Genomic DNA, 21,652 nt, shown 5'->3' with positions numbered 1-21,652 from the left:
CCTTCGCCGGCGGTCAGAGGGAGCCGGAACCGGGCATCGGGGCCAGGTCGTTGACGGTGTACTGCTTGATCAGCGGGCCGTTCGGACCGGCCACCACCGTCCAGGTCTGGTCGGCGTCGAAGCCGAGCCATTCGCTGCGGGCGGCCGGCGGGTCCCAGATCTTGGCCTGCCAGTTGACGAGGACCCGGACGATCGCCCGGTCGCCCTCGATGACCGGCTCCACCTTCGTGACCGTGTGCACCTCGTCGAAGAACCGGTTGGTGACGGCCTCGTACCAGCGGCCGAAGCCCTGGTGGCCGAGGAAGGTGTCCTCGGGGACCTTGAACTCCAGGTCCTCGGCGATCAGGGCGAGCACCTGGTCCGCCGGCACGTGCCGGTCCAGTGCCACGTACCAGTCCTCCGCGAACCTGCGGATCGCGTCCTCGGTCAACTGCCGCTCGGCGGGCATGCGGTCTCCTCCTGTCCGGTGGGGTGAGTCGCTCAGATCTGGATGTCGACGAGGAACGGTCCCGGGTGGGCGAGCATCCGGCCCACGGCGGCGACCGCCTCGTCCGGCTTCTCCACCCGCGTCCCGCCGGCGCCGAGGGACCGGGCCAGCCCGGCGAAGTCGATCTCGGGGTGGGAGAGGTCGAAGGAGCCGGGGAAGCCGTGCTCGGGGATGTCCCGCTCCCGCCAGTACTGGGCGATGTTGTCGTCCAGCAGCCGGTACTTGCGGTTGTTGCAGACCACGAACTTGGCGTCGATGCCGTGCCGGACCGCGGTCCACAGGGCCTGGTAGGTGTACATCGACCCGCCGTCCCCGGCGAAGCCGACGACGAGTCGCTCCGGCCGGGCCAGCTTGGCGCCGACCGCGCCCGGGAAGCCCACGCCCAGCGAGCCGCCCCGGGTGAGGTGGTAGTCGCCCGGGCGCTCCGCCGGCAGGTACCGGGTGACCAGCGGGGAGGTGGTCAGCGCCTCGTCGAAGACGATCAGGTCCCCGCCGGTGCGCTCGGCCAGGGTCCGCAGGAAGACGGCCATCGGCGAGTCGTCGTCCGCCGTCTGCCGCGCCCGCGCCTCGCGGACCCGTTCCCGGGTCCGTACGTCGAGCCGGGCGGCCGCGGCGGCCCGCTGCTGCGGGGTGAGCCGCCGCTCCAGTACGCCGGCCAGCGCGCGCAGCGCCTGCCGCGGGTCCGCGGCCAGGCCCAGGTCCACGGGGTGGTTCTTGGCGATCTCGTAGGCGTTGAGGTCGATGTGGACGATCTTCGCGCCCGCCCGGAAGGGGCTCTCCAGCTCGGGGAAAACCTCCGGGAAGACATAGGTGCCGACGATGAGGACCCCGTCGGCGTCCCCGATCAGCTCCTTGCTGTGCGGGCCGAACATGTGGCCCGTCTGACCGCGCCGCAGCGGGTGCGAGGCCGCGATGTTGACCTCGGAGGAGTCGACCTCGTACACGTCGGCGCCCAACAGCTCGGCGACGGCGGCGAGTTCGCGTTGCGCCCCGGAGAGCGCGACCCCGTCGCCGACGAGGAGGACCGGACGCTCGGCTGGGGCGAGCAGCTCGGCCGCCCGCCCCACCGAGGCCGGTGACGGCGCCACGTCCGTGAGCGGCACCGTGGCGGGCAGCACGGGCTCGGAGTTGAGCTCGTCCAGCACGTCCATCGGCAGCGCCACGAACACGGGCCCGCGGGGCGGGGTGAGCGCGATCTTCACGGCCCGCCGGATGGTGCGGAGCACGGACCGCGGGTCGGTGACCCGGGTCGCGTACTTGGTCACCGGCTTCGCCATGGCCACCAGGTCGGAGGCCATCTGCGCGTCCATGGCGTCGTAGCGCACCCCGGCGTCACCGGCGACCACGACGAGCGGGGTGTGGCCGCGCAGCGACTGGTAGAGCATGCCGATGCCGTTGCCCAGCCCCACCCCGGAGTGCAGCTGGAGCAGGGCCGCGCCGCCGGTCGCCCGGGCGTAGCCGTCGGCGATTCCGGCGGCCACGGTCTCCTGGAGGGCGAGGACGTAGGTGAAGTCCTCGGCCGCGTCCACCGCGTCGAGGAATCCTTGTTCCACCGTCCCCGGATTCCCGAACATCACATTCAGGCCGTCGGCCTTGAACTGCTCGATCAGCCTTTCCCGGCCCGGCGTCGCCTGAGTCGCTTCGGCATTCATCGAACTCCCCCTGAAATCACCAGCCGTACCGGATGAGACCGTCCTCCAGGACTTCCACGATCTTCTGCCCCGTGAGATACGAGTCGGGGGTCGAACGGCCGGTGACGAACGGGAAGTCGACGATCACGGATACCGGCTTTCCGAAATTGCCGTGGTACGCGCCGCGCGGGCCGGTGGCATCGCGCAGGATGTATTCCAGCGGATACGGCGGCGGGCCCATGTTGAAGTCGGTACCGAGGAATCCGGTGCCGTCCTTGTAGTCGTACTCCTTGCAGTGGCCGGTCACGTGCTTGCCCCAGATGATGCTCTTGCGGTCGCTCCAGTCCCGGGCGAAGGCCAGGCAGGCGACCCCGTAGCACTCGGCGGCGACGACCTTGCCGGCCTTCTCGAAGGCCAGGATCAGGGCGTGCACGCGCTCGTTGTTGGCGAGGTCGGCGATGGGGCCACTGCCGCCGACGATGAGGATCGCGTCGTACCCGGCGACGTCGGCGTCGAGTTTGTCCAGATCGCGGTGGTACTGCTCCAGCTTCCGCAGGTAGCCCTCGTCGCTCGTGTACGGGCGCTCGGGGACCCACGCCTCGATGTCGAGCGGGGAGTCCAGCCGGCTGGACTGCTCGAACTCCCGGCCCAGCCGGGCGTTCTCCTCGGTGGTGACCGAGCGACCCAGCGGGGGGTCGATGTAGTTCGCGTCGAGGCTCGGCGGAAGAGCGTGCGCACGCTTTCCGGTCGGCGTGGCGAATATGACCTCGTAGCCCCGCTCGTCGAACTTCGATACGGGGCCTATCAGTTCCTCGGCCCAGTAACCGTGTTCGGAGACAATGACCAGAATCCTTCTGCTCACGTATTCCTCCAGGCGCCGCCTGTTGTCGTTGGCGTCCCCCACACTGGCCGCGCCGGGGGCCCGCGTCAAAGCGTCGGCGTGCGACTTGGTGAGGTAGCGGACCAGGTCATGGCGGCACTTCAGGAAGTCACTCGCGGACGTCATGAAGTAGCTTCAGGACTACCTGACTTCGGCCGAATCGCTGAACCATTGCGAGAGCCGCGCTCTATCGTCTGGACGCGCCGCCAATCACGGATGCGCGGGACACGCGGGTCAGGGGCGCGAGGACGCGACGAGAGGGACGGGGACGATGACGATGGACCTGTTGTGCACACACATCGATCGGATACGTCCGGTGAAACCGGGTACGGAGGGCTGCGAGGAGTGCCTCGCCTCCGGTGACAGCTGGGTGCACCTGCGGATGTGCCTGAGCTGCGGGCACGTCGGGTGCTGCGACTCCTCGAAGAACCGTCACGCCACCCGCCACTACCGGGTCACCGAGCACCCCATCGCCGCCTCGCACGAGCCCGGCGAGGACTGGGCCTGGTGCTACGCCGACAAGCTGATGCTGGACCCGGCGTGAGCGCGGCCCCGGAGAGCGCCGCCGCCGCCGTCACGTCCGACGCCGTCACCTCCGACGCCGTCACCTCCAACGCCGCCGCGGCCGAGCGCGTGGAGAACAAGAAGCCGGTCATCCTGGCCGTGGACGACGACCCGCAGGTGCTGCGCGCCGTCCGCCGTGACCTGCGCAGCGCCTACGGAGACCGCTATCGGGTGCTCGGCGCCTCCTCGGCCGCCGACGCCCTGAAGATCCTGGACTCGCTGGACGAACGCGGCCACGACCCGGCCCTGTTCCTCGTCGACCAGCGGATGCCCGACGTCACCGGGGTGGAGTTCCTGCTCGAAGCCGTCAGCCGCTTCCCGGACGCCCGCCGCGTGCTGCTGACCGCCTACGCGGAGACCGACGCGGCGATCACGGCCATCAACCGGGTCCGGCTGGACTACTACCTGCTCAAGCCGTGGGACCCGCCGCACGAGCGGCTCTTCCCGGTCCTGGACGACCTGCTGTCGGACTGGCTGGCCACCTACCGCCCGGCCTACGACGGGATCATCGTCGCCGGCCACCTGGTCGCCCCCGGCACCCATGCCGTCCGGGACTTCTTCACCCGCAACGGCCAGCCGTTCCGCTTCCTCAACGTCGAACGGGACCCCGAGGCGCTGACCCTGATCGCCGCCCAGCCCGACGGGGCGCTCCCCCTCGTCCGCTTCCCGGACGGGTCGGTGCTCTCCGCCCCCACCGACACCGAGCTGGCCCAGCGCCTGGGCCTGGCCACCACCGCCTCCCGACCGCACTACGAGTGCGTCATCGTCGGCGCGGGCCCCGCGGGTCTGGCGGCCGGGGTCTACTCGGCCTCGGAGGGCCTCTCCACCCTCATGCTGGACTCCCGCGCCCCGGGCGGACAGGCCGGCACCTCCAGCCTGATCGAGAACTACCTCGGTTTCCCCTCGGGCCTCTCCGGCGGCGACCTGACCCGCCGCGCCACCATCCAGGCCTCCCGCTTCGGCGCCGAGATCCTGCATCCGGTCGAGGTGGTCTCGCTGACCCGCGACGACCCGGCGAAGATCCTCACCCTGGCCGACGGTACGGAGATCAGCGCGGAGACGGTCCTGCTCGCGACCGGGGTTTCGTACAACCGTCTGGAGGCCCCGGGCGCGGACCGCTTCGAGGGCGCCGGGCTCTACTACGGCGCGGCCACCACCGAGAGCTCGGCGTGCATCTCGCAGCACGTGTTCATCGTGGGCGGGGCCAACTCGGCGGGCCAGGCCGCGGTGCACTTCGCCAAGTACGCGGCGCGGGTGACGATCCTGGTCCGCGCGGCCTCGCTGGACGCGAGCATGTCCCGGTACCTCATCGACGAGATCGACCGCACCCCGAACATCGAGGTCAAGGTCCACACCACGGTCGTCTCCCTGTCCGGCGAGGAACACCTGGAACGCATCACCCTCCACGACTCGGAGACGGGCGCCGACACCGAGATCCCGGCCCGCTTCATGTTCACCTTCATCGGTGCCCGCCCGCACACCGAGTGGCTCTCGGGGGTCGTCGAACGGGACGAGTACGGGTTCGTGCTCACCGGCTCGGACCTGATCGCGAACGGCGGTGAACTCCCGGCCGAATGGAGCCTGGAACGCGCCCCCTACCCCCTGGAGACGAGCGTCCCCGGCGTCTTCGCGGCCGGCGACGTCCGCGCCCACTCGGTGAAGCGCGTCGCCTCGGGCGTGGGCGAGGGCGCGATGGCGGTCTCCCTCATCCACCGCTACCGCTCGATGGGCTGAGAGCGAACGCCCAAACCCTTGCGATCAAGCACCAAGCAGACGCAACGTTGATTACATGATTACAGCCGAACAGAGCGAACAGCTCCGCACGTGGTTCGCCGAGCGCCTGCCGGTGGACGTGTACGAGTCCCTCGTGTCGGTCACGGTCGACCGCGAGGAGATCACGGTCGTCGGCACCGTCCCGGCGACCGAGTCGGTCAAGGAGTTCCGCGAGCGCACTCGCGAGCAGCGCATCGAGGTGGCGCGCGAGGCCGAGGAGCTCTACCGCCGCAAGGTGGCCTGGGGCGTGAAGTCGGGCGAGGGGACGGCCCTCTTCACTCACCTGGCCGTCCCCGTCATGACCCGGCTGCGCCAGTCCGAACGCCAGGTCCTCGACACGCTGGTCGCGGGCGGCGTGGCCCGCAGCCGGGCCGACGCCCTGGCCTGGTGCGTCCGCCTGGTCGGGCGCAACACGGACGAGTGGCTCTCCGACCTGCGCGAGTCGCTGGACAAGGTCCAGCGGGTCCGCGCCCAGGGCCCGGACGTCTCGGAGGCCGGCGACGCGGACTCCAGGAAGTCCGAGTCCGAATGACGAAATCACCCCACGACCGCACATGATCGCGTAAGGCTGGCCGGGACCAACATCGAGGGAGAGGCACGCACCATGACCACGACCGTCGAATACATCCGCTACCGGATCGCATTGGACGACCAGCAAGCCTTCGAGACTTCGTACGCACGGGCGGCCGAAGCCCTGTCCGCCTCGCCCGAGTGCATCGACTACGAACTGGCCCGCTGCGAGGAGGAGAAGGAGCGCTACATCCTCCGCATCCGCTGGACCTCGGTCGACGCCCACCTGAACGGCTTCCGCAAGGGCGAGCACTTCCCGGCCTTCTTCAGCGCGATCCGGCCGTACGTGACGGCGATCGAGGAAATGCAGCACTACACGGTGACCGACGTCGCGGGCACCGGAAAGGCCGCCGCAGACTCATGAGCACGACACCCCCGACCCCCAGCATCTACGAGTGGATGGGCGGAGCGGAAGCGATGAACCGCCTCACCGACGCCTTCTACGCACACGCCCTGCGCGACGAGATCCTGGCCCCCGTCTTCGCGGGCATGGACTCCGAGCACCCCCGGCACGTCGCGGTCTGGCTGTCGGAGGTCTTCGGCGGCCCGTCGGACTACTCCGCCCACCACGGCGGCCACCAGCACATGGCCACCAAGCACCTGGGCCGCGCCATCACCGAGAAGCAGCGTCGCCGCTGGGTGGACCTGCTGATGGACACGGCCGACGAGGTCGGCCTCCCGACGGACCCCGAGTTCCGCGGGGTGTTCGCGTACTACATCGAGTGGGGCACCCGCATGGCCCTGATCTACTCGGGCCCCAACCCGCCCCCGGTCGACGCGGCCGAGATCCCGGTCTGGGACTGGGGTCGGACCCCGCCCTGGATCCCCAAGAACTGACCCTCTCCGCCCCGGGCCCCGCCGGCCGGCCGGCTCAGCGCATGAACTTGTAGCGCCGAGGAGGCAGGCGCGGGGTCTGGGGCGGCATGCCCTCGGCGAGGAGCACCGTGAGCGGTACGGCCGCGGCTCCGGCCTCGGGCTCGGCGTGCTGCCAGAAGTCCACGGCCCCCTCCAGGATCTCCACCAGCTTCTCCCAGTCGCCGGGCCCCGCCTCCGCGCAGCCGCGCCAGGACGTCACCGTCACCAGCCGGCCCGGCGCCTGGGGCAGCCACGAGAGGTCCCGCAGCGCGTCGGCCAGCGCGTCCCAGTTACCGCCGAACCACTCGGGCAGGCTCAGGGCCGCCTCGCAGCGCCGCATCAGCTCGGCCTTGCTCCGCACCCCGTCCAGGTCCAGCTCCATGGTCGTCCAGCCGGCCTTCTCGGCGGCGGCGAGCGCGGGGGCCAGCGGCAGCGGCTCCAGGGAGGAGGACGGGGACAGGGGTGAGGTCGGGGTCATCGGAGAACCGCCTTGAACGTGTTGTAGTGGTCGTCTGTGTAGAAGATTTCGCCGGCCTCGCCGGTCACGATCCGCCGGGCGCCCCGGTCCCGCTCCCCCGGCGTCTTCACGGTGAACTCGTGGTAGTGGCCGCGCTTGCGCTGCGGCAGGACCTTCTCGAAGTTCCCGAAGACCGTGCCGTCCTGCCGGTACGGGTACGGCCCGCCCTTGTCGATCAGCGCGAGGACGTCCCGGGCCTGCCGCGGCAGCGCGTCGGCCCGCACGGTGGTCATCCCCTCGGCCCACGAGGGCACGGGAGCGGCACTGGGAGCAGCGCTCGCACCGTTACTGGCGGCGGTGGGCGCGGGACTCTGCCCGCCACAGCCCACCGCACCGCCGACCAGCGCGGCGCAGAAGAACACGGCCGCCAGGAATTGCAGCAACGATCGGGGCGTGTTCCGAAAGATCATGCACCGATCGTGCCAAATATCCGATTCGCTCGCGAATCGCCCGGTGGCCTCAGAGGGCGGACATCTTGGTGTAGGGACTCAGAACGCGCTTCTGAACCGAACCGAAGTCGACGAGAACAGCGATCCCCTCCTCGATTCCGACGACACGGCCGAGGCCGTGCTCATCGTGAGAAACCCGGTCGCCGACGGAGAACTGCCGGATCGGCTGCTCCACGGGGGCCTTGAACGGGCTGGACGGCAAATGGCGGCGAGGTACTGCTGACTTAGTCATCGGAACCAGTATGCGCCCAGTAAGGCGCCCCGCGGTCCGCCGTTCGGATCTCAATTGCGGCACCATCCGCACCAGGGCCCGCGTCACGGCCCGCGCCGGCGGCCCCGGCCGGCCCCCGACCGGGGCCCGATCCAGGCCCGATCAGTCGTCCGGGTCGGCCCGCTCCAGCGCCGGCCGCAGCCCCGGCGCCGACTCGGTCAGCAGGTAATCGGCGACCGCCGTGTCCGTGACCAGGCTGGTCACGAGGCCCGAGCGCAGCACCGCACCGATCGCGGAGGCCTTGCGGAGCCCGCCCGCGATCGCCACGACCTCGGGGATCCGCCGCAGCCGGTCCGCCTCGACGGTGATGCACCGCTCGCCGAGGTCCCGGCCGACTCGCCGCCCCTCGGTGTCGAAGAGGTGCGCGGACATTTCGGCCGCGACGCCGAGCGAGGCGTAGTGGGCCCGCTCCTCGTCCGTGAGCATGTCGTGGACGGTCGAGATGCCGGGCTCCCACGAGCCGATGGAGACGGCCGCGACCGTCACCTTGTCGAAGTACTCGAAGGCGCGCGCGATCCCCGTCTGGCTCCGCAGCGCCGCCGCGGTCGCCGGGTCGGGCAGCAGCATGGGCGCGTAGATCGGGTGCGCGTCCCCGCCGGATACCTGGGCGGCCCGCCGTACGGCCTCCACGGAGCCGCGCTCGGCGGTCCCCGCGTCGTACACGCCGGTCAGCTGCACCACGGTGCACGGGGGCAGCCGGTGCAGGGAGGCGGCCATGTGGATGGTCGAGCGCCCCCACGCGAGGCCGAGGACGTCGCCCTCGTTGACGAGCTCGCCGAGCAGGTCGGCGGCGACCGCGCCCAGGTTCTCCGGGTCGGGCGCGTCCTCGGTGGCGTCGGCCGGGGACTCCACCACCACCGCGTGCCGCAGTCCGTACCGGGCGCGGAGCGCGTCGGAGCGCTCCGCGTCCAGTTCGGCGGGGACGCGGATCTCGATGCGTACGAGATCACGTTCGAGGGCGGTCTCCAGGACCCGGGCCACCTTGAAGCGGCTCACGCCGAACTCCTCGGCGATCTGGATCTTGGACTTGCCCTCCAGGTAGAAGCGGCGCGCCATGGCCGCCGCCTGCACCAGCTCCGCGGGTCCCATCCGCAGGGCTGACCGTCCCGCCGACATTGCAGACACCGCGTTCTCCTCACTGCTGTTCACACTCTCGACTCGCCGTTCATCCTGTCAGATCCGACGACCGTTGATCAGCCTGGACAGCTCCCGTTCACCGAGCCGTCCACCAACCCTTCTCTTCAGTGGTCGCAAGCCCACGGCGCCGCCGCGATGGCCGCACCCGCCTGCTCACGCAGCGTACGCACGGCGGCTGCCGGGTCGACCGCTCCGTAGACCGCGCTGCCCGCGACGAAGACGTCGGCGCCCGCTTCGGCGCAGCGTTCGATGGTGGAGGCCGACACCCCGCCGTCGACCTGGAGCCACAGCTCCAGGCCGTGCTTGGAGATCAGCTCACGGGTGCGGCGGATCTTGGGCAGCATGATGTCCAGAAAGGGCTGGCCGCCGAAGCCCGGCTCGACCGTCATGATCAGCAGCATGTCGAGCTCGGGAAGGATGTCCTCGTACTGCTCGATCGGCGTCGCCGGCTTGAGCGCCATCGACGCGCGCGCGCCCTTGGCCCGGATCTCCCGCGCGAGCCGTACGGGCGCGGCCGCGGCCTCGGCGTGGAAGGTCACCGAGCCCGCACCGGCCTCCACGTACTGCGGGGCCCAGCGGTCCGGGTTCTCGATCATCAGGTGAAGGTCGAGCGGGGTGTCCGTGGCCCGGCTCAGGGATTCCACGACCGGTACGCCGAGGGTGAGGTTGGGGACGAAGTGGTTGTCCATGACGTCCACATGGAGCCAGTCGGCCCCCTCGACGGCCTTCGCCTCCTCGGCGAGTCTGGCGAAGTCGGCGGACAGGATGCTGGGAAAAATCTGAGCGGCCATGACCCAAGCGTGCCATGCCATCGCGCGGTTCCGGCCACTACCCCGGAAGTCACGCGTCTCGCAGCAATGCTTAAATGATCATGGAGAACATTTCACTTGTCCTTCGTCTTCGCCTTGGGCACGGTGACGCCCATGACACCGCCGTCCCCCTCCCCGTGGCGCACCCGTGACTTCCGCACCCTTTTCGGCGCCGCCACCCTGAACCAGCTCGGCACCAACACCGGATACGTGGCCGTCCCGCTGCTCGCCCTCACCGCACTCGACGCGAGCCCCGCCCAGGTCGGAACCCTCGCCGCGCTGTCCACCCTCGCCTTCCTCCTCATCGGATTACCGGCCGGAGCCTGGGTCGACCGCCTGCGCACCCGTTCCGTCCTGGTCGCGGCGGACCTCGCGCGGGCCGTGCTCCTCGCCTCACTCCCGCTCGCGTGGTGGCTTGACGCGCTCACCTTGGCGCAGCTGTACGCGGTGGTGCTCCTGAACGGCTGCGCCACCGTCTTCTCGGAGGTCGGCTCGCAGAGCGTGCTGCCCCAGCTGATCGACCGCGCCGGCCTGGTTCCGGCGAACTCGGCCCTGGTCACGCTCATGGCCGTCGCCAACATCGCGGGCCGGGGCGCCGGCGGGGCACTGGTCGCCGCGCTCACGGCCCCGTTCGCGCTGGCCTTCTCGGCGGTCGCGTACCTCGCCTCCGCGCTCCGCCTCACCCGGATCCGGCCGACCCCGGCGGCCGCCGCGACGGCGCGCACTCCCCTGGCGGCCCAGATCAAGGAGGGGCTGCGACACGTCCTGGGGCACCCGGAGCTCCGGGCCCTGGCGCTGACCGCGTCCCTGAGCAATCTGGGCGGCGCGATCATCAACGCCATGCTCCCGGTGGTCTTCGTCCGCGAGCTGGGCCTGTCCCCCGTCTCCCTGGGCCTGTTCTGGGCCGCGGGCGGCATGGGCCTGCTCATCGGAGCCCGCCTGGCCCGCCCCTTCGCGGCGCGCGTGGGCTACGGCCGCGCCCTGGCGCTGAGCCTGACCCCGGCGGCCCTGCTGCTGCCGCTGCTGGACCACGGCCCCCGGCTCTGGCTCGCCGCGGCCGGGTGGATGGTGGCCATGGTGACGATCGGTTCCAACAACGTCCTCGGGGTGAGCCTGCGTCAGCACCTGACCCCGGACGCCCTCCTGGGCCGCATGAACGCCACGTTCCGCTTCATGTTGACGGGAGCCTTGGCGCTCGGCTCGGCAGCCTCGGGCCTGCTGGCGGAACTCACGACGCTGTCCACAACGCTCTGGTCGGGAGCGACGATCCTGGCCCTGTCCTTCGTCCCGGTGGCGCTGTCCCCGATCCGGAGGCGGGAGGACCTCGCCCAACCCGCCCCCGGTACCGGCCTGATCGGCCGGACAGCCCCTAGGGCCTGTCGTCAAATTCCCGCCTGCCCCGCGACGTCTGGCACGCACTCTCGCCGCACCGGGCGAAAGCCCAAGTACGTCCAGTACGAGGGCTTCCGCCCGGCACGCCGAGAGCACGCACCAGACGCCGCGGCGCCGCCCTTCGGGCGACGACGGGAATTTGACGACAGGCCCTAGGCAGTCCGCCTGAGCAGCGCCAGGTACATCGCGTCCGTGCCGTGCAGGTGCGGCCACAGCTGGACGTCCGGGCCGTCACCCAGGCCCGGCACGCCCGCCATGAACGGGCGGGCGTCGATGAATTCGGCGGCGACCGGCGAGGCGCCCGCGCCCCGGCCCTTCAGTACGTCCTCCACGACGACCCGGGTCTCCGCGAGGTGCGGGGAGCAGGTCGCGTAACCCACGACACCGCCCACCCGAACGGCCGACAGCGCCTCCCGCAGCAGCGCCCGCTGGAGCGGCGCGAAGCCCTCCAGGTCCTCGGGACGCCGACGCCAGCGGGCCTCCGGGCGACGGCGCAGCGCGCCCAGGCCGGTGCACGGCACGTCCATCAGCACCCGGTCGAAGGAGCCCGGCAGCCACGGCGGCCGGGTCCCGTCGGCGGCGATGACCTGGTAGGGCCCCGGATTGCCCGCGAGGGCCTTCTCGACCAGCCGTGCCCGGTGCGGCTGCTTCTCGGAAGCCAGCAGGAACGCCCCGCGCTGCGCCGCCAGCGCCGCGAGCAGCGCCGCCTTGCCACCGGGGCCCGCGCAGCCGTCCAGCCAGCGCTCGTCGCGGCCTTCGACCGGCGCCGCCGCGAGGGCCATCGCCACGAGCTGGCTGCCCTCGTCCTGCACGCCCGCGCGACCCTCGCGCACGGCCTCCAGCGCGCCCGGCTCGCCGCCCTCGGCCATCCGGACGGCGTACGGCGACCAGCGCCCGGGCAGCGCCGAGTCCTCGCCGACCGCCTCCAGCAGCTCCTCGGGCGTGGACCGCCCGGGACGCGCGACCAGCGTCACCTCGGGCCGCTCGTTGTCGGCCTGCAGCAGGTCCTCGATGCCGGCGCGCCCGCCGCCCAGCGAGTCCCACAGGGCGCTGACCACCCATCGCGGGTGCGAGTGGTACACCGCGAGGTGCTCCTCGGCGTCATCCTCGTACGGCGGCGCGACCCGCTCCAGCCAGCCGTCCAGGTCGTGCGCGGCGATCTTCCGCAGCACGGCGTTGACGAACTTCGCCCGGCCGTCACCGAGCACCACCCGGGCCAGCTCGACGCTCGCCGAGACGGCGGCGTGCGTGGGGATGCGGGTGCCGAGCAGCTGGTGGGCACCGAGCGAGAGCACGTCCAGCACCGGCGGGTCCACCTCGCGCAGCGGGCGGTCGATGCACGCCTTGATGACGGCGTCGTACGTGCCCTGCCGGCGCAGCGTCCCGTAGACCAGCTCCGTGGCCAGCGCGGCGTCGCGCGCCTGGAAGCTCTCGTCCTGGCGGGCCTTCTTGAGCAGCGGCGGCAGCACGAGGTTCGCGTACGCGTCGCGCTCGTCCACCGCCCGCAGCACCTCGAAGGCCAGCATCCGCACGGGGTCCTTCTGGGGCCGTCGGTAGGGCTTGGCCGACTTGTTCGGCTTGCCGCCCGCGCCTGCGGCGGGACGACGACGAGGCTGTTCGCTCACGTGAAAGGTGCTCCGGATTTACGAGGTACAGGACGTACTGGAGGTACTGGAGGTACCGGGGGCATTGGAGGTACGGGGGGGGTCGGCTGGATTCAGCCTACGTCGGTGCCGCCGAGCCGCTCGCCGGGAGCGATCCGCACCCCGCGCGCCCAGTCGGCCCCGCGCATCGGCTTCTTGCCCTGCGGCTGCACCCACAGCAGCTCCACGGCGTGCGAGCCGGTACCGACGTACACGTTGTTCTTGGCCGGGGCCAGCACGCCGGGCTCCAGATCGGTGCGGTCGGTCACCAGGCCCACGGAGATCAGCTTGAGCCGCTCCCCGCGGAAGACGGTCCACGCGCCCGGCGCCGGGGTGCAGCCGCGCACCACGCGGTCGGCGCGCATCGCGGGGGCCGTCCAGTCGATCCGGGCGTCCTCCACGGTGATCTTCGGCGCGAGGGAGATCCCGTCGGCGGGCTGGTCGACGGCGCGCAGGGTGCCGTCCTCGATGCCGTCCATGGTGGCGGCCAGCAGCCCGGAGCCCGCGAAGGCGAGCCGGGTCAGCAGGTCGCCGCTGGTGTCGGTCGGGCGGATCTCCTCGGTGAGGATCCCGTAGACCGGGCCGGAGTCCAGGCCCTCCTCGATCAGGAAGGTGGAGGCCCCGGTGACCTGGTCCCCCGCCATGATCGAGTGCTGCACGGGCGCGGCTCCGCGCCAGGCGGGCAGCAGCGAGAAGTGCAGGTTGACCCAGCCGTGCTTGGGGATGTCCAGGGCGCTCTTGGGGAGCAGGGCCCCGTAGGCGACGACCGGGCAGCAGTCCGGGGCGATCTCGCGCAGCCGGGCCTGGAAGTCGGGGTCGCGCGGCCGGACGGGCTTGAGGATCTCGATGCCGGCCTCCTCCGCGCGCTCGGCGACCGGGCTGGCGACGAGCCGCCGCCCGCGCCCGGCGGGGGCGTCCGGCCGGGTGACGACGGCGGCGACCTCGTGCCGCCCGGAGGCGATCAGGGCGTCCAGGGCGGGCACGGCGACCTCGGGGGTGCCTGCGAAGACGAGCTTCACTGGGTCCTACCTCGCTATCTCGGCTGTCAGCAGCGCACCAGTCTATGGCTCCGGAGTCCCGCGGCCCACCTGTGGTGTTGAGGGGGCGTACGCACACACGCGCGCCTCTCGCATATGCCGACACGCCCCCACAGCGTGACCTGCGCGCCAGGTGGCGCGTTGGTCAAAGGAGATTGACCACAACGGGCCGCTTCGTGAACGGTGTCTGCGGCCCGATCCGCCCTTCAGCACCGGTTCGAGAGGCTTCTTCATGGCCGACCACGCCACCCACGACGCCCAAGCCCGGGCCAGCCTGCACCTGCTGGTGCGGGACATCGAGCGGGTTCGCCGGCAGGTGGATGCCCTGCGTACGCTCACTGCCCAGCTCGGCAACGTGTACCGCCCGCGCCGCTCCGGCCCCTCCACGGGATTCGTCGTCTACGGCCGGGCGCCCGCGCCCACCGTCCGCCTCGCGCAGGAGCTGCGGGACAGCGTCGAGACGCTGGTCACCGCCGCGGTGGACTTCGACCGATCGCTCGGCTTCTCGTGGGACGCGGTCGGCTCGGCGCTCGGCGTCACCAAGCAGGCCGTACACCGCCGCTACGGTGCCAGGCGCGCACAGAGCGCGGAGTCCGTGGAGCCGCCGGCGGAGGGAACGACCACCCGGACCCTGGGCCCGCTGCCCACGATCCCGGCCGCCCGCTCGGTCCCCCCGCAGCCCCTCCGCGAGGAGTCCCAGGCCGCTGCGGCGGGCGCGTCCCGCACCGCGGCCTTCCCGAGCCCCCGCAACGGCTGACCGACCCCCCGCCGCCGGGACGCCGACCCCCGACGGCAGGCCCGGACCCCGCGCCTGACCCCGCCCCCGCTGCGAGCACGCCGCTCCCACCGGGGGCGTTCGGCGTCCCGCGCCCGCGCCCTCAAACGCCGGGCGGGCTGAAAATCAGCCTCGCCGGCGTTTGAGGACCGGGGGTCCGGGGCGGAGCCCCGATCTTTAGCCCGTCCGGCGTTTGAGGACCGGGTCCGGGCAGAGCCCGGGGGAACGGAGGAAGGGCGGGGCGGGGAGCAGCCCCGCGCAGCGGTACCCGCACCGTCAGCCGATGTCCGGTGGGTCGATCCGCACCCGCACCGCCTCCGCCGCCGAAACCCCCTTCGCCATCCGCGCCGCCTGCGCCGACTTCAACGCTGCGGCAAGGGCCGCGCCACTACCCGGCGGCACCCGCACCAACGCCCGCTCCCCCGGCGACCGTTCCCCCCGCCGCCCGGGCAACGGCACCGGCCCCAGGATCTCCGCGTCCGGCGGGAGCCCGGCCCCGGCCAGGAAGGCCTCCACGACCTCGCCCCGCCCCGCGGCCACCGCCGCCATCCGGGACACCGGCGGGAACCCGAGCTGCGCGCGCTCCGCGAGCTCCCGCACCGCGTGCCCGACGGGATCCCACCGCACCAACGCCTGCACCGGCCGCAGCGTCGGCTCGGCGACCACGACGACCTGCCCGTCCCCGCGTACCAGCGAGGCGGCGCCGATCCAGCGCCGCAGCGCGTCCTCCCCCGCCCGCAGGTCGGGTCGGGTCAGCATCGCCCAGCCGTCCAGCAGCAGGGCCGCCGCGTACCCGGCGCCCGCGGCGACCGGCTCGGCCCCGGGGGTGCACACCACCAGCGCGGGCCGCTCCGGCACCTCGTCCAGCACGTGGTCGCGCCCGGAAGTCCGTACGGGGACGGCCGGGAAGGCCCGCCCCAGCTCCTCGGCCGTGCGCCGCGCGCCCACCACCTGCGCCCGCAGCCGGAACGAGCCGCACTCCTCGCAGTGCCAGGACGGCTCGGCTCGCCCGCACCACCCGCACTGCAGGTCCCGCTCGTCGGGGGCCTCCAGCGGCCCGGCGCAGACCGAGCAGCGGGCCGGCGTCCGGCACCGCTCGCAGGCCAGCCGGGGCACGTACCCCCGCCGCGGCACCTGGACGAGCACGGGACCGGTCTTGAGTCCTTCCCGTACGGTCTCCCACGCCAGGCTCGGCAGTCGCGCGGCCCGGGCGGCCTCGTCGCGGGCCAGCAGTTCGTCGCCCACGGTCCGGATCCGGGGCGCGCGGGCCCGTACCGTCTCGCGGTCGGCGACCAGGGGCCGCGCCCAGCCGGACTCGACAAGCTGGGCGGCCTCCACGGTGCAGCTCGTGCTGCCCGCCAGGAAGCCGCAGCCGTCACTGACCGCACGCAGTTCGAGTACCTCCCGGACGTGCGGGAAGGGGGCGCGGTCGTCGCTGTGGCTGGAGTCCCCGTCGTCCCAGATCGCCACCAGCCCGAGGTCGGGTACGGGGGCGAACATCGCGGCGCGGGTGCCGACGACGGCCCGCACCGAGCCCCGGCTCACGGCGAGCCACTCCCTGTAGCGCTTCTCGGGCCCGGACTCGGCGGTGAGCAGTGCGTGTCGGCCCTCGCCGAGCAGGGCGGTCAGGGCGGCGTCCACCCGCGCGGCGGTCCGCCCGTCGGGGGTCACGGCGAGGGCGCCCCGGCCGGAGGCGAGGGTGGCGGCCATGGCGCGGGCGATCTCGTCCGCCCAGCCGGGGCCCGGCAGGGCGGTCCACACGGCTCGGGGGGCGCCGCCGGTGGCGAGGGCGCGCAGGAAGGCGGGACCCGATCCGTAGCTCTGCCAACCGCCGGGCTCCGGCGCGGCGGGCGGGGGCAGCGGCGCCGGGGAGGGCTTTGCCTCGGCTCGCGCACTGCGCGGGGGAAGGGCGAGCTGCAGCACGTCGGCCAGGCTGCCCGCGTACCGGTCGGCGACGGCCCGGGCGAGCGCGAGCATGCGCGGGCTGAGCACCACCTCGGGCGAGACGACCTGGGCGAGGGCGGCGAGGGCTCCGTCGTAGTCGGACTCGGCGCGGCGCTCGACGATGAAGCCGTCGATGAGCCCGCCGCCCTCGCGGCGGCCGCCGTGCACGCGGTGGGAGCCGGCGCCGAAGCGGACCCGGACGCGGACGCCCGGCTGGGCGGATTCGGAGAGCTCGGCGGGTACCGCGTAGTCGAAGAGCCGGTCGAGGTGGAGCACGCCCTTGTTCACGAGGACGCGGGCGACGGGCAGTTCCTCGGCCACGGCGGCGCCCCGCCAGGTGCGCGGTTTCGCCTTGGGCGCCTTGGCTTTCGCCTCGGCGACCATCTCCCGGATCAGCGCGAGCTGCTCCGGCGGGGAATCGTTCGAGCTGCTCACACCAGCATTCTTACCAAACCCCACTGACAGCGGAGGGGCTCGGTGCCGCTCCCGAGAGCGTCAGCGGCGACGGTGGGGGCACCGGGATGCGGGCACCGGCACAGGCGAACGGCCCCGGACCGCGAGGTCCGGGGCCGTTCGTCGCGAGCGGTGGTGCTTACAGGCCGGCGGCCGCGCGCAGCGCGTCCACGCGGTCGGTGCGCTCCCAGGTGAAGTCCGGCAGCTCACGGCCGAAGTGACCGTAGGCGGCGGTCTGGGCGTAGATCGGGCGGAGCAGGTCCAGGTCGCGGATGATCGCGGCCGGGCGCAGGTCGAAGACCTCGCCGATCGCGTCCTCGATCTTCTGGACCTCCACCTTGGCGGTGCCGAAGGTCTCGACGAAGAGGCCGACGGGCTCGGCCTTGCCGATGGCGTACGCGACCTGGACCTCGCAGCGCGAGGCGAGGCCGGCGGCGACCACGTTCTTCGCGACCCAGCGCATCGCGTACGCGGCGGAGCGGTCGACCTTCGACGGGTCCTTGCCGGAGAAGGCGCCGCCACCGTGGCGGGCCATGCCGCCGTAGGTGTCGATGATGATCTTGCGGCCGGTGAGGCCGGCGTCGCCCATCGGGCCGCCGATCTCGAAGCGGCCGGTCGGGTTCACCAGCAGGCGGTAGCCCTCGGTGTCGAGCTTGATGCCGTCCTCGATGAGCTGGGCCAGCACGTGCTCGACGACGAACTCGCGGATGTCGGGAGCGAGCAGCGAGTCCAGGTCGATGTCGGAGGCGTGCTGCGAGGAGACGACCACGGTGTCGAGGCGGACGGCCTTGTCGCCGTCGTACTCGATGGTGACCTGGGTCTTGCCGTCGGGACGCAGGTACGGGATGGTCCCGTTCTTGCGGACCTCGGACAGCCGGCGGGAGAGCCGGTGCGCCAGGTGGATCGGGAGCGGCATGAGCTCCGGGGTCTCGTCGCAGGCGTAGCCGAACATCAGGCCCTGGTCGCCGGCGCCCTGCTTGTCGAGTTCGTCCTCGTCGCCCTCGACGCGGGTCTCGTAGGCGGTGTCGACGCCCTGCGCGATGTCCGGGGACTGCGCGCCGATGGACACCGACACGCCGCAGGAGGCGCCGTCGAAGCCCTTCTTCGAGGAGTCGTAGCCGATCTCGAGGATCTTGTCGCGGACGAGCTGCGCGATCGGCGCGTAGGCCTTCGTCGTCACCTCGCCCGCGATGTGCACGAGACCGGTGGTGATGAGGGTCTCCACGGCGACACGCGAGGTGGGGTCCTCGGTGAGGAGCGCGTCGAGGATCGTGTCGCTGATCTGGTCAGCGATCTTGTCGGGGTGGCCCTCGGTCACGGACTCCGAGGTGAAGAGACGACGGGACACAACGCTCCCTGGGGTTGCAGCGGCTGCTGGCTGATCATTTGGCGGAACCACACCAGGGGCTGCGCCCGATCACGTTCCGAATGCAGTTTATCGGTTGTCACCGCCCGACAGACCACCCGTCTCGCCTTATGGGAGCCGTGTGACCTGCGGCACTCCATTCTTGCCTACCGGCGGGAGGAGGAGAAGGGAACGGCTCAGGCGCGTCGCGCCGGAAGTCGGTGCGCGACCTGATCCCAAATCACATCGGCCAGGGCTTCCTTCGGTCCATAGGGGACCTGGACCTCGGAACCGTCGGAGGCAAGGATGACAGCCTCGTTCTCCTCCGAACCAAAGGTCTTGCTTTCACCGACTTCATTGACGACGAGAAGATCACAACCCTTGCGCCGGAGCTTGGCGCGCCCGTTGGCGAGGACGTCGTCGGTCTCGGCGGCGAAGCCCACCACGACCTGTCCGCCCCGGGCACGGTCGGCCGAGATCTCCGCGAGTACGTCAGGATTGCGGACGAGGGCGACGGGCGCGGGGTCCTGCCCGTCCTTCTTCTTGATCTTTCCGCCGGCGTACTCGGCGGGCCGGAAGTCCGCCACGGCAGCGGCCATCACCACCGCGTCGGCGTCCGCGGCCGCCTTGAGCACCGCTTCCCGCAGCTGGACGGCCGTCCCCACCCGTACGACGTCCACGCCGGCCGGGTCGGCGAGCGCGGCGTTCGCCGCGACGAGGGTGACCCGGGCGCCGCGGGCGACGGCGGTGCGGGCGAGCGCGTAGCCCTGCTTGCCGGAGGAGCGGTTGCCGAGGAAGCGCACCGGGTCGAGGGGCTCGCGCGTGCCGCCCGCGCTGATGACCACGTGGCGACCGACCAGATCCGGCTCGGCGACCCCGCGCGCCAGGACCCCGCGGCACACCTCGAAGATCTCCTCGGGGTCGGGCAGCCGGCCCTTGCCGGTGTCCTTGCCGGTGAGACGGCCCACGGCGGGCTCGATGACCACGGCTCCGCGCCGCCGCAGCGTGGCGACGTTCTCCTGGGTGGCGGGGTGCTCCCACATCTCGGTGTGCATGGCGGGGGCGAAGACCACCGGACAGCGGGCGGTCAGCAGCGTGTTCGTGAGCAGGTCGTCGGCGAGCCCGTGGGCGGCCTTGGCCAGCATGTCGGCGGTGGCCGGGGCGACGACGACGAGGTCGGCGGTCTGCCCGATGCGCACGTGGGGCACCTCGTGGACGGACTCCCACACCTCGCTGGAGGCCGGGTTCCCGGAGAGGGCGGCCCAGGTGGCCTCACCCACGAAGTTCAGGGACGCCGCCGTGGGCACCACGCGCACCTCGTGCCCGGACTCGGTCAGCCGACGGAGCAGTTCGCACGCCTTGTAGGCGGCGATCCCGCCACTGACTCCCAGCACGACCTTCGGCTTGGCCACCGCGTACTCCTCTTCAGCCTCGTCGACGTCCGTCGACCGTCGTCCCTACGCATACCCATGACACACCACAGGCCCGGCAGATGTTCTGCCGGGCCTGTGGTGAAAGGATTTCGTGCCTTACTGGGCCGGGGCCTCGATGGCCTCGGAGGTCAGCAGACCCGCGTTGATCTCGCGCAGCGCGATCGAAAGCGGCTTCTCGTGGACGTGGGTGTCCACCAACGGGCCGACGTACTCCAGCAGGCCCTCACCGAGCTGCGAGTAGTACGCGTTGATCTGACGCGCGCGCTTGGCCGCGTAGATCACGAGGCTGTACTTCGAGTCCGTGGCCTCGAGCAGCTCGTCGATCGGCGGGTTGATGATGCCCTCGGGCGCGGTGATGGAAGAGGACACGCTCTACCTTCCGAAGAATGGGTGAAAGATCAAGCATTGATCGATCATGAAAAATCGACCAACGATCAGACAACTTCCATCAAGGCTAGCAGCTCACGCGCCACGTCCTCGACGGAGGTGTTGACCAGGGTGGTGTCGAACTCGGACTCGGCAGCGAGTTCGATCTTGGCGGTGTCGAGCCGGCGCTCGATGACCTCCGGGGATTCGGTACCCCGACCGGTCAGTCGGCGGACCAGCTCGTCCCAGCTCGGCGGGGCCAGGAAGACCAGTTGGGCCTCGGGCATCGACTCGCGAACGAGCCGTGCGCCCTGGAGATCGATCTCCAGCAGTACCGGCTCGCCGTTGTCCAGGCGTTCCAGCACCGCGCCGCGCGGTGTGCCGTAGCGGTTGCCCGCGAACTCGGCCCACTCCAGCAGCTCGCCGTTGGCGATCAGCTTGTCGAACTCGTCGTCGTTGACGAAGAAGTACTGGACTCCGTGTCGCTCACCGGGCCGCGGCTTGCGGGTGGTGGCCGACACCGAGAGCCAGACCTCGGGGTGGACCTTGCGCATATGCGCGACGACCGTGCTCTTGCCGACCCCCGAAGGGCCGGAGAGCACGGTCAGCCGCGGACGAACCTCTGCTGCCATAGAGCGATTATCCAGGTTCTCGGGACTGCCTGAGAACGCCGGAAGAACTTCAGGCGACGCGTCAGCCGGCAGGAGTGCCGAACTCACGCTCCAGAGAAGCGATCTGGTTGGAGCCGAGACCTCGGACACGCCGGGATTCGGAGATGCCGAGGCGCTCCATGATCTGCTTGGCGCGCACCTTGCCCACGCCAGGCAGGGACTCCAGCAGGGCGGAGACCTTCATCTTGCCGATGACGTCGTTCTCCTGGCCTGTCTTGATGACCTCTTGGAGCGAGGCGCCGGAGTGCTTGAGTCGATTCTTGACCTCGGCCCGCTCCCGGCGAGCCGCGGCGGCCTTTTCGAGCGCGGCTGCGCGCTGTTCAGGGGTAAGGGGCGGAAGAGCCACGCCTACGTCACCTCGGATGTCGAACTGTCGGATACGGACCAGTGGGTAACCCGAGGGCACCACACCAGGCGAGCTCCCGAACAGCGGTATTACTCGTTCGCTGCGCGTTCACTCTGCTCGGAGACTAGCGGCCAAGGCCGCTCCAGTCAGCGAGAACGGACGAAAAGTCCTGGTCAGCCTCCACTGAACCGTACATCACGGACATAACACCCCGGTTTTGTCCGATGAAAGCCGTTCGAATTTCGTCAAGAGGCGCGACGCGCCCGCAAACGCCGGCGGGGTCGGCGTGCCCGGAGGGCACTTC

At 71.6% G+C, this 21,652-nt stretch carries 23 protein-coding genes; 7 read left to right on the top strand and 16 right to left on the bottom strand.

Annotated features, from left to right (window positions below):
* Window positions 1-13 precede the first annotated feature (13 nt).
* Genes ACFV9H_RS34790 through ACFV9H_RS34780 form a run of 3 tightly spaced genes read right to left on the bottom strand, consistent with a single transcriptional unit; the run spans window position 14 to window position 2,980 of the window.
* Window positions 14-448 carry a nuclear transport factor 2 family protein gene (locus ACFV9H_RS34790; RefSeq protein WP_385406427.1) on the bottom strand — a complete coding sequence of 145 codons (435 nt, stop codon included), beginning with the start codon at window positions 446-448 and terminating at the stop codon, window positions 14-16.
* A gap of 32 nt (window positions 449-480) precedes the next feature.
* Window positions 481-2,139, bottom strand: coding sequence for a thiamine pyrophosphate-binding protein (locus ACFV9H_RS34785; protein ID WP_385406424.1), 1,659 nt, complete (start codon window positions 2,137-2,139; stop codon window positions 481-483).
* 16 nt (window positions 2,140-2,155) lie between these two features.
* A complete protein-coding gene (locus tag ACFV9H_RS34780; RefSeq protein WP_385406471.1) occupies window positions 2,156-2,980 on the bottom strand; it encodes a type 1 glutamine amidotransferase domain-containing protein in 825 nt (274 codons plus the stop codon).
* 289 nt (window positions 2,981-3,269) lie between these two features.
* Between ACFV9H_RS34780 and ACFV9H_RS34775 the strand changes: the two genes are divergently transcribed.
* From ACFV9H_RS34775 to ACFV9H_RS34755, 5 genes are all read left to right on the top strand, one after another.
* Window positions 3,270-3,542 carry a UBP-type zinc finger domain-containing protein gene (locus tag ACFV9H_RS34775; RefSeq protein WP_385406423.1) on the top strand — a complete coding sequence of 91 codons (273 nt, stop codon included), beginning with the start codon at window positions 3,270-3,272 and terminating at the stop codon, window positions 3,540-3,542.
* An 89-nt stretch (window positions 3,543-3,631) separates the two neighbouring features.
* Window positions 3,632-5,296: an FAD-dependent oxidoreductase gene (locus tag ACFV9H_RS34770; RefSeq protein WP_385406469.1), complete on the top strand. Its 1,665-nt coding sequence runs from the start codon at window positions 3,632-3,634 to the stop codon at window positions 5,294-5,296.
* A 55-nt stretch (window positions 5,297-5,351) separates the two neighbouring features.
* Window positions 5,352-5,867 carry a hypothetical protein gene (locus ACFV9H_RS34765; protein WP_385406421.1) on the top strand — a complete coding sequence of 172 codons (516 nt, stop codon included), beginning with the start codon at window positions 5,352-5,354 and terminating at the stop codon, window positions 5,865-5,867.
* Between the two features lie 72 nt (window positions 5,868-5,939).
* Window positions 5,940-6,269 carry a putative quinol monooxygenase gene (locus ACFV9H_RS34760; RefSeq protein WP_385406419.1) on the top strand — a complete coding sequence of 110 codons (330 nt, stop codon included), beginning with the start codon at window positions 5,940-5,942 and terminating at the stop codon, window positions 6,267-6,269.
* A complete protein-coding gene (locus tag ACFV9H_RS34755; protein ID WP_385406416.1) occupies window positions 6,266-6,742 on the top strand; it encodes a group II truncated hemoglobin in 477 nt (158 codons plus the stop codon). The genes ACFV9H_RS34760 and ACFV9H_RS34755 overlap by 4 nt, the downstream gene beginning before the upstream one ends.
* Before the next feature lie 34 nt (window positions 6,743-6,776).
* Here the strand turns inward: ACFV9H_RS34755 and ACFV9H_RS34750 are convergent, their stop codons facing one another.
* The 5 genes from ACFV9H_RS34750 to rpe form a co-directional block, all read right to left on the bottom strand.
* Window positions 6,777-7,238, bottom strand: a complete 462-nt coding sequence (locus tag ACFV9H_RS34750; protein ID WP_385406413.1) for a barstar family protein — start codon at window positions 7,236-7,238, stop codon at window positions 6,777-6,779.
* Complete coding sequence (locus ACFV9H_RS34745; RefSeq protein WP_385406411.1) at window positions 7,235-7,687, bottom strand: ribonuclease domain-containing protein; 453 nt, start codon at window positions 7,685-7,687, stop codon at window positions 7,235-7,237. The genes ACFV9H_RS34750 and ACFV9H_RS34745 overlap by 4 nt, the downstream gene beginning before the upstream one ends.
* A 49-nt stretch (window positions 7,688-7,736) precedes the next feature.
* Window positions 7,737-7,958 carry a CarD family transcriptional regulator gene (locus ACFV9H_RS34740; protein WP_329387870.1) on the bottom strand — a complete coding sequence of 74 codons (222 nt, stop codon included), beginning with the start codon at window positions 7,956-7,958 and terminating at the stop codon, window positions 7,737-7,739.
* Window positions 7,959-8,099: 141 nt separating this feature from the next.
* A complete protein-coding gene (locus ACFV9H_RS34735) occupies window positions 8,100-9,146 on the bottom strand; it encodes a sugar-binding transcriptional regulator (protein WP_385406407.1) in 1,047 nt (348 codons plus the stop codon).
* Between the two features lie 92 nt (window positions 9,147-9,238).
* Window positions 9,239-9,925: a ribulose-phosphate 3-epimerase gene (gene rpe / locus ACFV9H_RS34730; protein ID WP_329387866.1), complete on the bottom strand. Its 687-nt coding sequence runs from the start codon at window positions 9,923-9,925 to the stop codon at window positions 9,239-9,241.
* Between the two features lie 132 nt (window positions 9,926-10,057).
* Here rpe and ACFV9H_RS34725 point away from each other — a divergent pair, with 132 nt between their 5' ends.
* Window positions 10,058-11,491, top strand: a complete 1,434-nt coding sequence (locus tag ACFV9H_RS34725; protein WP_385406405.1) for an MFS transporter — start codon at window positions 10,058-10,060, stop codon at window positions 11,489-11,491.
* Here the strand turns inward: ACFV9H_RS34725 and ACFV9H_RS34720 are convergent.
* Together ACFV9H_RS34720 and fmt are read right to left on the bottom strand one after the other, a co-directional pair.
* The gene (locus tag ACFV9H_RS34720) at window positions 11,488-12,960 is read right to left on the bottom strand and encodes an RsmB/NOP family class I SAM-dependent RNA methyltransferase (RefSeq protein ID WP_385406403.1); all 1,473 of its coding nucleotides are present in this window, start codon (window positions 12,958-12,960) and stop codon (window positions 11,488-11,490) included. The genes ACFV9H_RS34725 and ACFV9H_RS34720 overlap by 4 nt on opposite strands.
* A 92-nt stretch (window positions 12,961-13,052) precedes the next feature.
* On the bottom strand, window positions 13,053-13,997 hold the full coding sequence (gene fmt / locus ACFV9H_RS34715; RefSeq protein WP_385406400.1) for a methionyl-tRNA formyltransferase: 945 nt from the start codon (window positions 13,995-13,997) through the stop codon (window positions 13,053-13,055).
* A gap of 250 nt (window positions 13,998-14,247) precedes the next feature.
* Between fmt and ACFV9H_RS34710 the strand changes: the two genes are divergently transcribed.
* Window positions 14,248-14,772 carry a hypothetical protein gene (locus ACFV9H_RS34710; RefSeq protein ID WP_385406397.1) on the top strand — a complete coding sequence of 175 codons (525 nt, stop codon included), beginning with the start codon at window positions 14,248-14,250 and terminating at the stop codon, window positions 14,770-14,772.
* 294 nt (window positions 14,773-15,066) lie between these two features.
* On the opposite strand, the gene ACFV9H_RS34705 is transcribed toward ACFV9H_RS34710, so the two are convergent.
* The 6 genes from ACFV9H_RS34705 to ACFV9H_RS34680 all read right to left on the bottom strand — a co-directional run bounded on the left by ACFV9H_RS34705 (window position 15,067) and on the right by ACFV9H_RS34680 (window position 21,348).
* The gene (locus tag ACFV9H_RS34705; protein ID WP_385406395.1) at window positions 15,067-17,169 is read right to left on the bottom strand and encodes a primosomal protein N'; all 2,103 of its coding nucleotides are present in this window, start codon (window positions 17,167-17,169) and stop codon (window positions 15,067-15,069) included.
* Between the two features lie 157 nt (window positions 17,170-17,326).
* On the bottom strand, window positions 17,327-18,535 hold the full coding sequence (gene metK, locus ACFV9H_RS34700) for a methionine adenosyltransferase (RefSeq protein WP_385406392.1): 1,209 nt from the start codon (window positions 18,533-18,535) through the stop codon (window positions 17,327-17,329).
* Window positions 18,536-18,729: 194 nt separating this feature from the next.
* Complete coding sequence (gene coaBC / locus ACFV9H_RS34695) at window positions 18,730-19,944, bottom strand: bifunctional phosphopantothenoylcysteine decarboxylase/phosphopantothenate--cysteine ligase CoaBC (RefSeq protein ID WP_385406389.1); 1,215 nt, start codon at window positions 19,942-19,944, stop codon at window positions 18,730-18,732.
* 117 nt (window positions 19,945-20,061) lie between these two features.
* Entirely contained in the window at window positions 20,062-20,334 is a 273-nt protein-coding gene (rpoZ, locus tag ACFV9H_RS34690) for a DNA-directed RNA polymerase subunit omega (protein WP_004948662.1), read from the bottom strand.
* A gap of 65 nt (window positions 20,335-20,399) precedes the next feature.
* The gene (gmk, locus tag ACFV9H_RS34685) at window positions 20,400-20,963 is read right to left on the bottom strand and encodes a guanylate kinase (RefSeq protein ID WP_376662360.1); all 564 of its coding nucleotides are present in this window, start codon (window positions 20,961-20,963) and stop codon (window positions 20,400-20,402) included.
* Between the two features lie 61 nt (window positions 20,964-21,024).
* The gene (locus ACFV9H_RS34680) at window positions 21,025-21,348 is read right to left on the bottom strand and encodes an integration host factor (RefSeq protein WP_008740406.1); all 324 of its coding nucleotides are present in this window, start codon (window positions 21,346-21,348) and stop codon (window positions 21,025-21,027) included.
* Window positions 21,349-21,652 lie beyond the last annotated feature (304 nt).

The organism is Streptomyces sp. NPDC059874, from assembly GCF_042731135.1.
GTDB lineage: Bacteria > Actinomycetota > Actinomycetes > Streptomycetales > Streptomycetaceae > Streptomyces.
This window is presented reverse-complemented; position numbering and strand designations above follow the sequence as displayed.

Coding starts and splice junctions, on each gene's coding strand:
- ACFV9H_RS34790 (WP_385406427.1), bottom strand. CDS start 448: ATGCCCGCCGAGCGGCAGTTGACCGAGGACGCGATCCGCAGGTTCGCG.
- ACFV9H_RS34785 (WP_385406424.1), bottom strand. CDS start 2,139: ATGAATGCCGAAGCGACTCAGGCGACGCCGGGCCGGGAAAGGCTGATC.
- ACFV9H_RS34775 (WP_385406423.1), top strand. CDS start 3,270: ATGACGATGGACCTGTTGTGCACACACATCGATCGGATACGTCCGGTG.
- ACFV9H_RS34765 (WP_385406421.1), top strand. CDS start 5,352: ATGATTACAGCCGAACAGAGCGAACAGCTCCGCACGTGGTTCGCCGAG.
- ACFV9H_RS34760 (WP_385406419.1), top strand. CDS start 5,940: ATGACCACGACCGTCGAATACATCCGCTACCGGATCGCATTGGACGAC.
- ACFV9H_RS34755 (WP_385406416.1), top strand. CDS start 6,266: ATGAGCACGACACCCCCGACCCCCAGCATCTACGAGTGGATGGGCGGA.
- ACFV9H_RS34750 (WP_385406413.1), bottom strand. CDS start 7,238: ATGACCCCGACCTCACCCCTGTCCCCGTCCTCCTCCCTGGAGCCGCTG.
- ACFV9H_RS34745 (WP_385406411.1), bottom strand. CDS start 7,687: ATGATCTTTCGGAACACGCCCCGATCGTTGCTGCAATTCCTGGCGGCC.
- ACFV9H_RS34740 (WP_329387870.1), bottom strand. CDS start 7,958: ATGACTAAGTCAGCAGTACCTCGCCGCCATTTGCCGTCCAGCCCGTTC.
- rpe (WP_329387866.1), bottom strand. CDS start 9,925: ATGGCCGCTCAGATTTTTCCCAGCATCCTGTCCGCCGACTTCGCCAGA.
- ACFV9H_RS34725 (WP_385406405.1), top strand. CDS start 10,058: ATGACACCGCCGTCCCCCTCCCCGTGGCGCACCCGTGACTTCCGCACC.
- ACFV9H_RS34710 (WP_385406397.1), top strand. CDS start 14,248: ATGGCCGACCACGCCACCCACGACGCCCAAGCCCGGGCCAGCCTGCAC.
- gmk (WP_376662360.1), bottom strand. CDS start 20,963: ATGGCAGCAGAGGTTCGTCCGCGGCTGACCGTGCTCTCCGGCCCTTCG.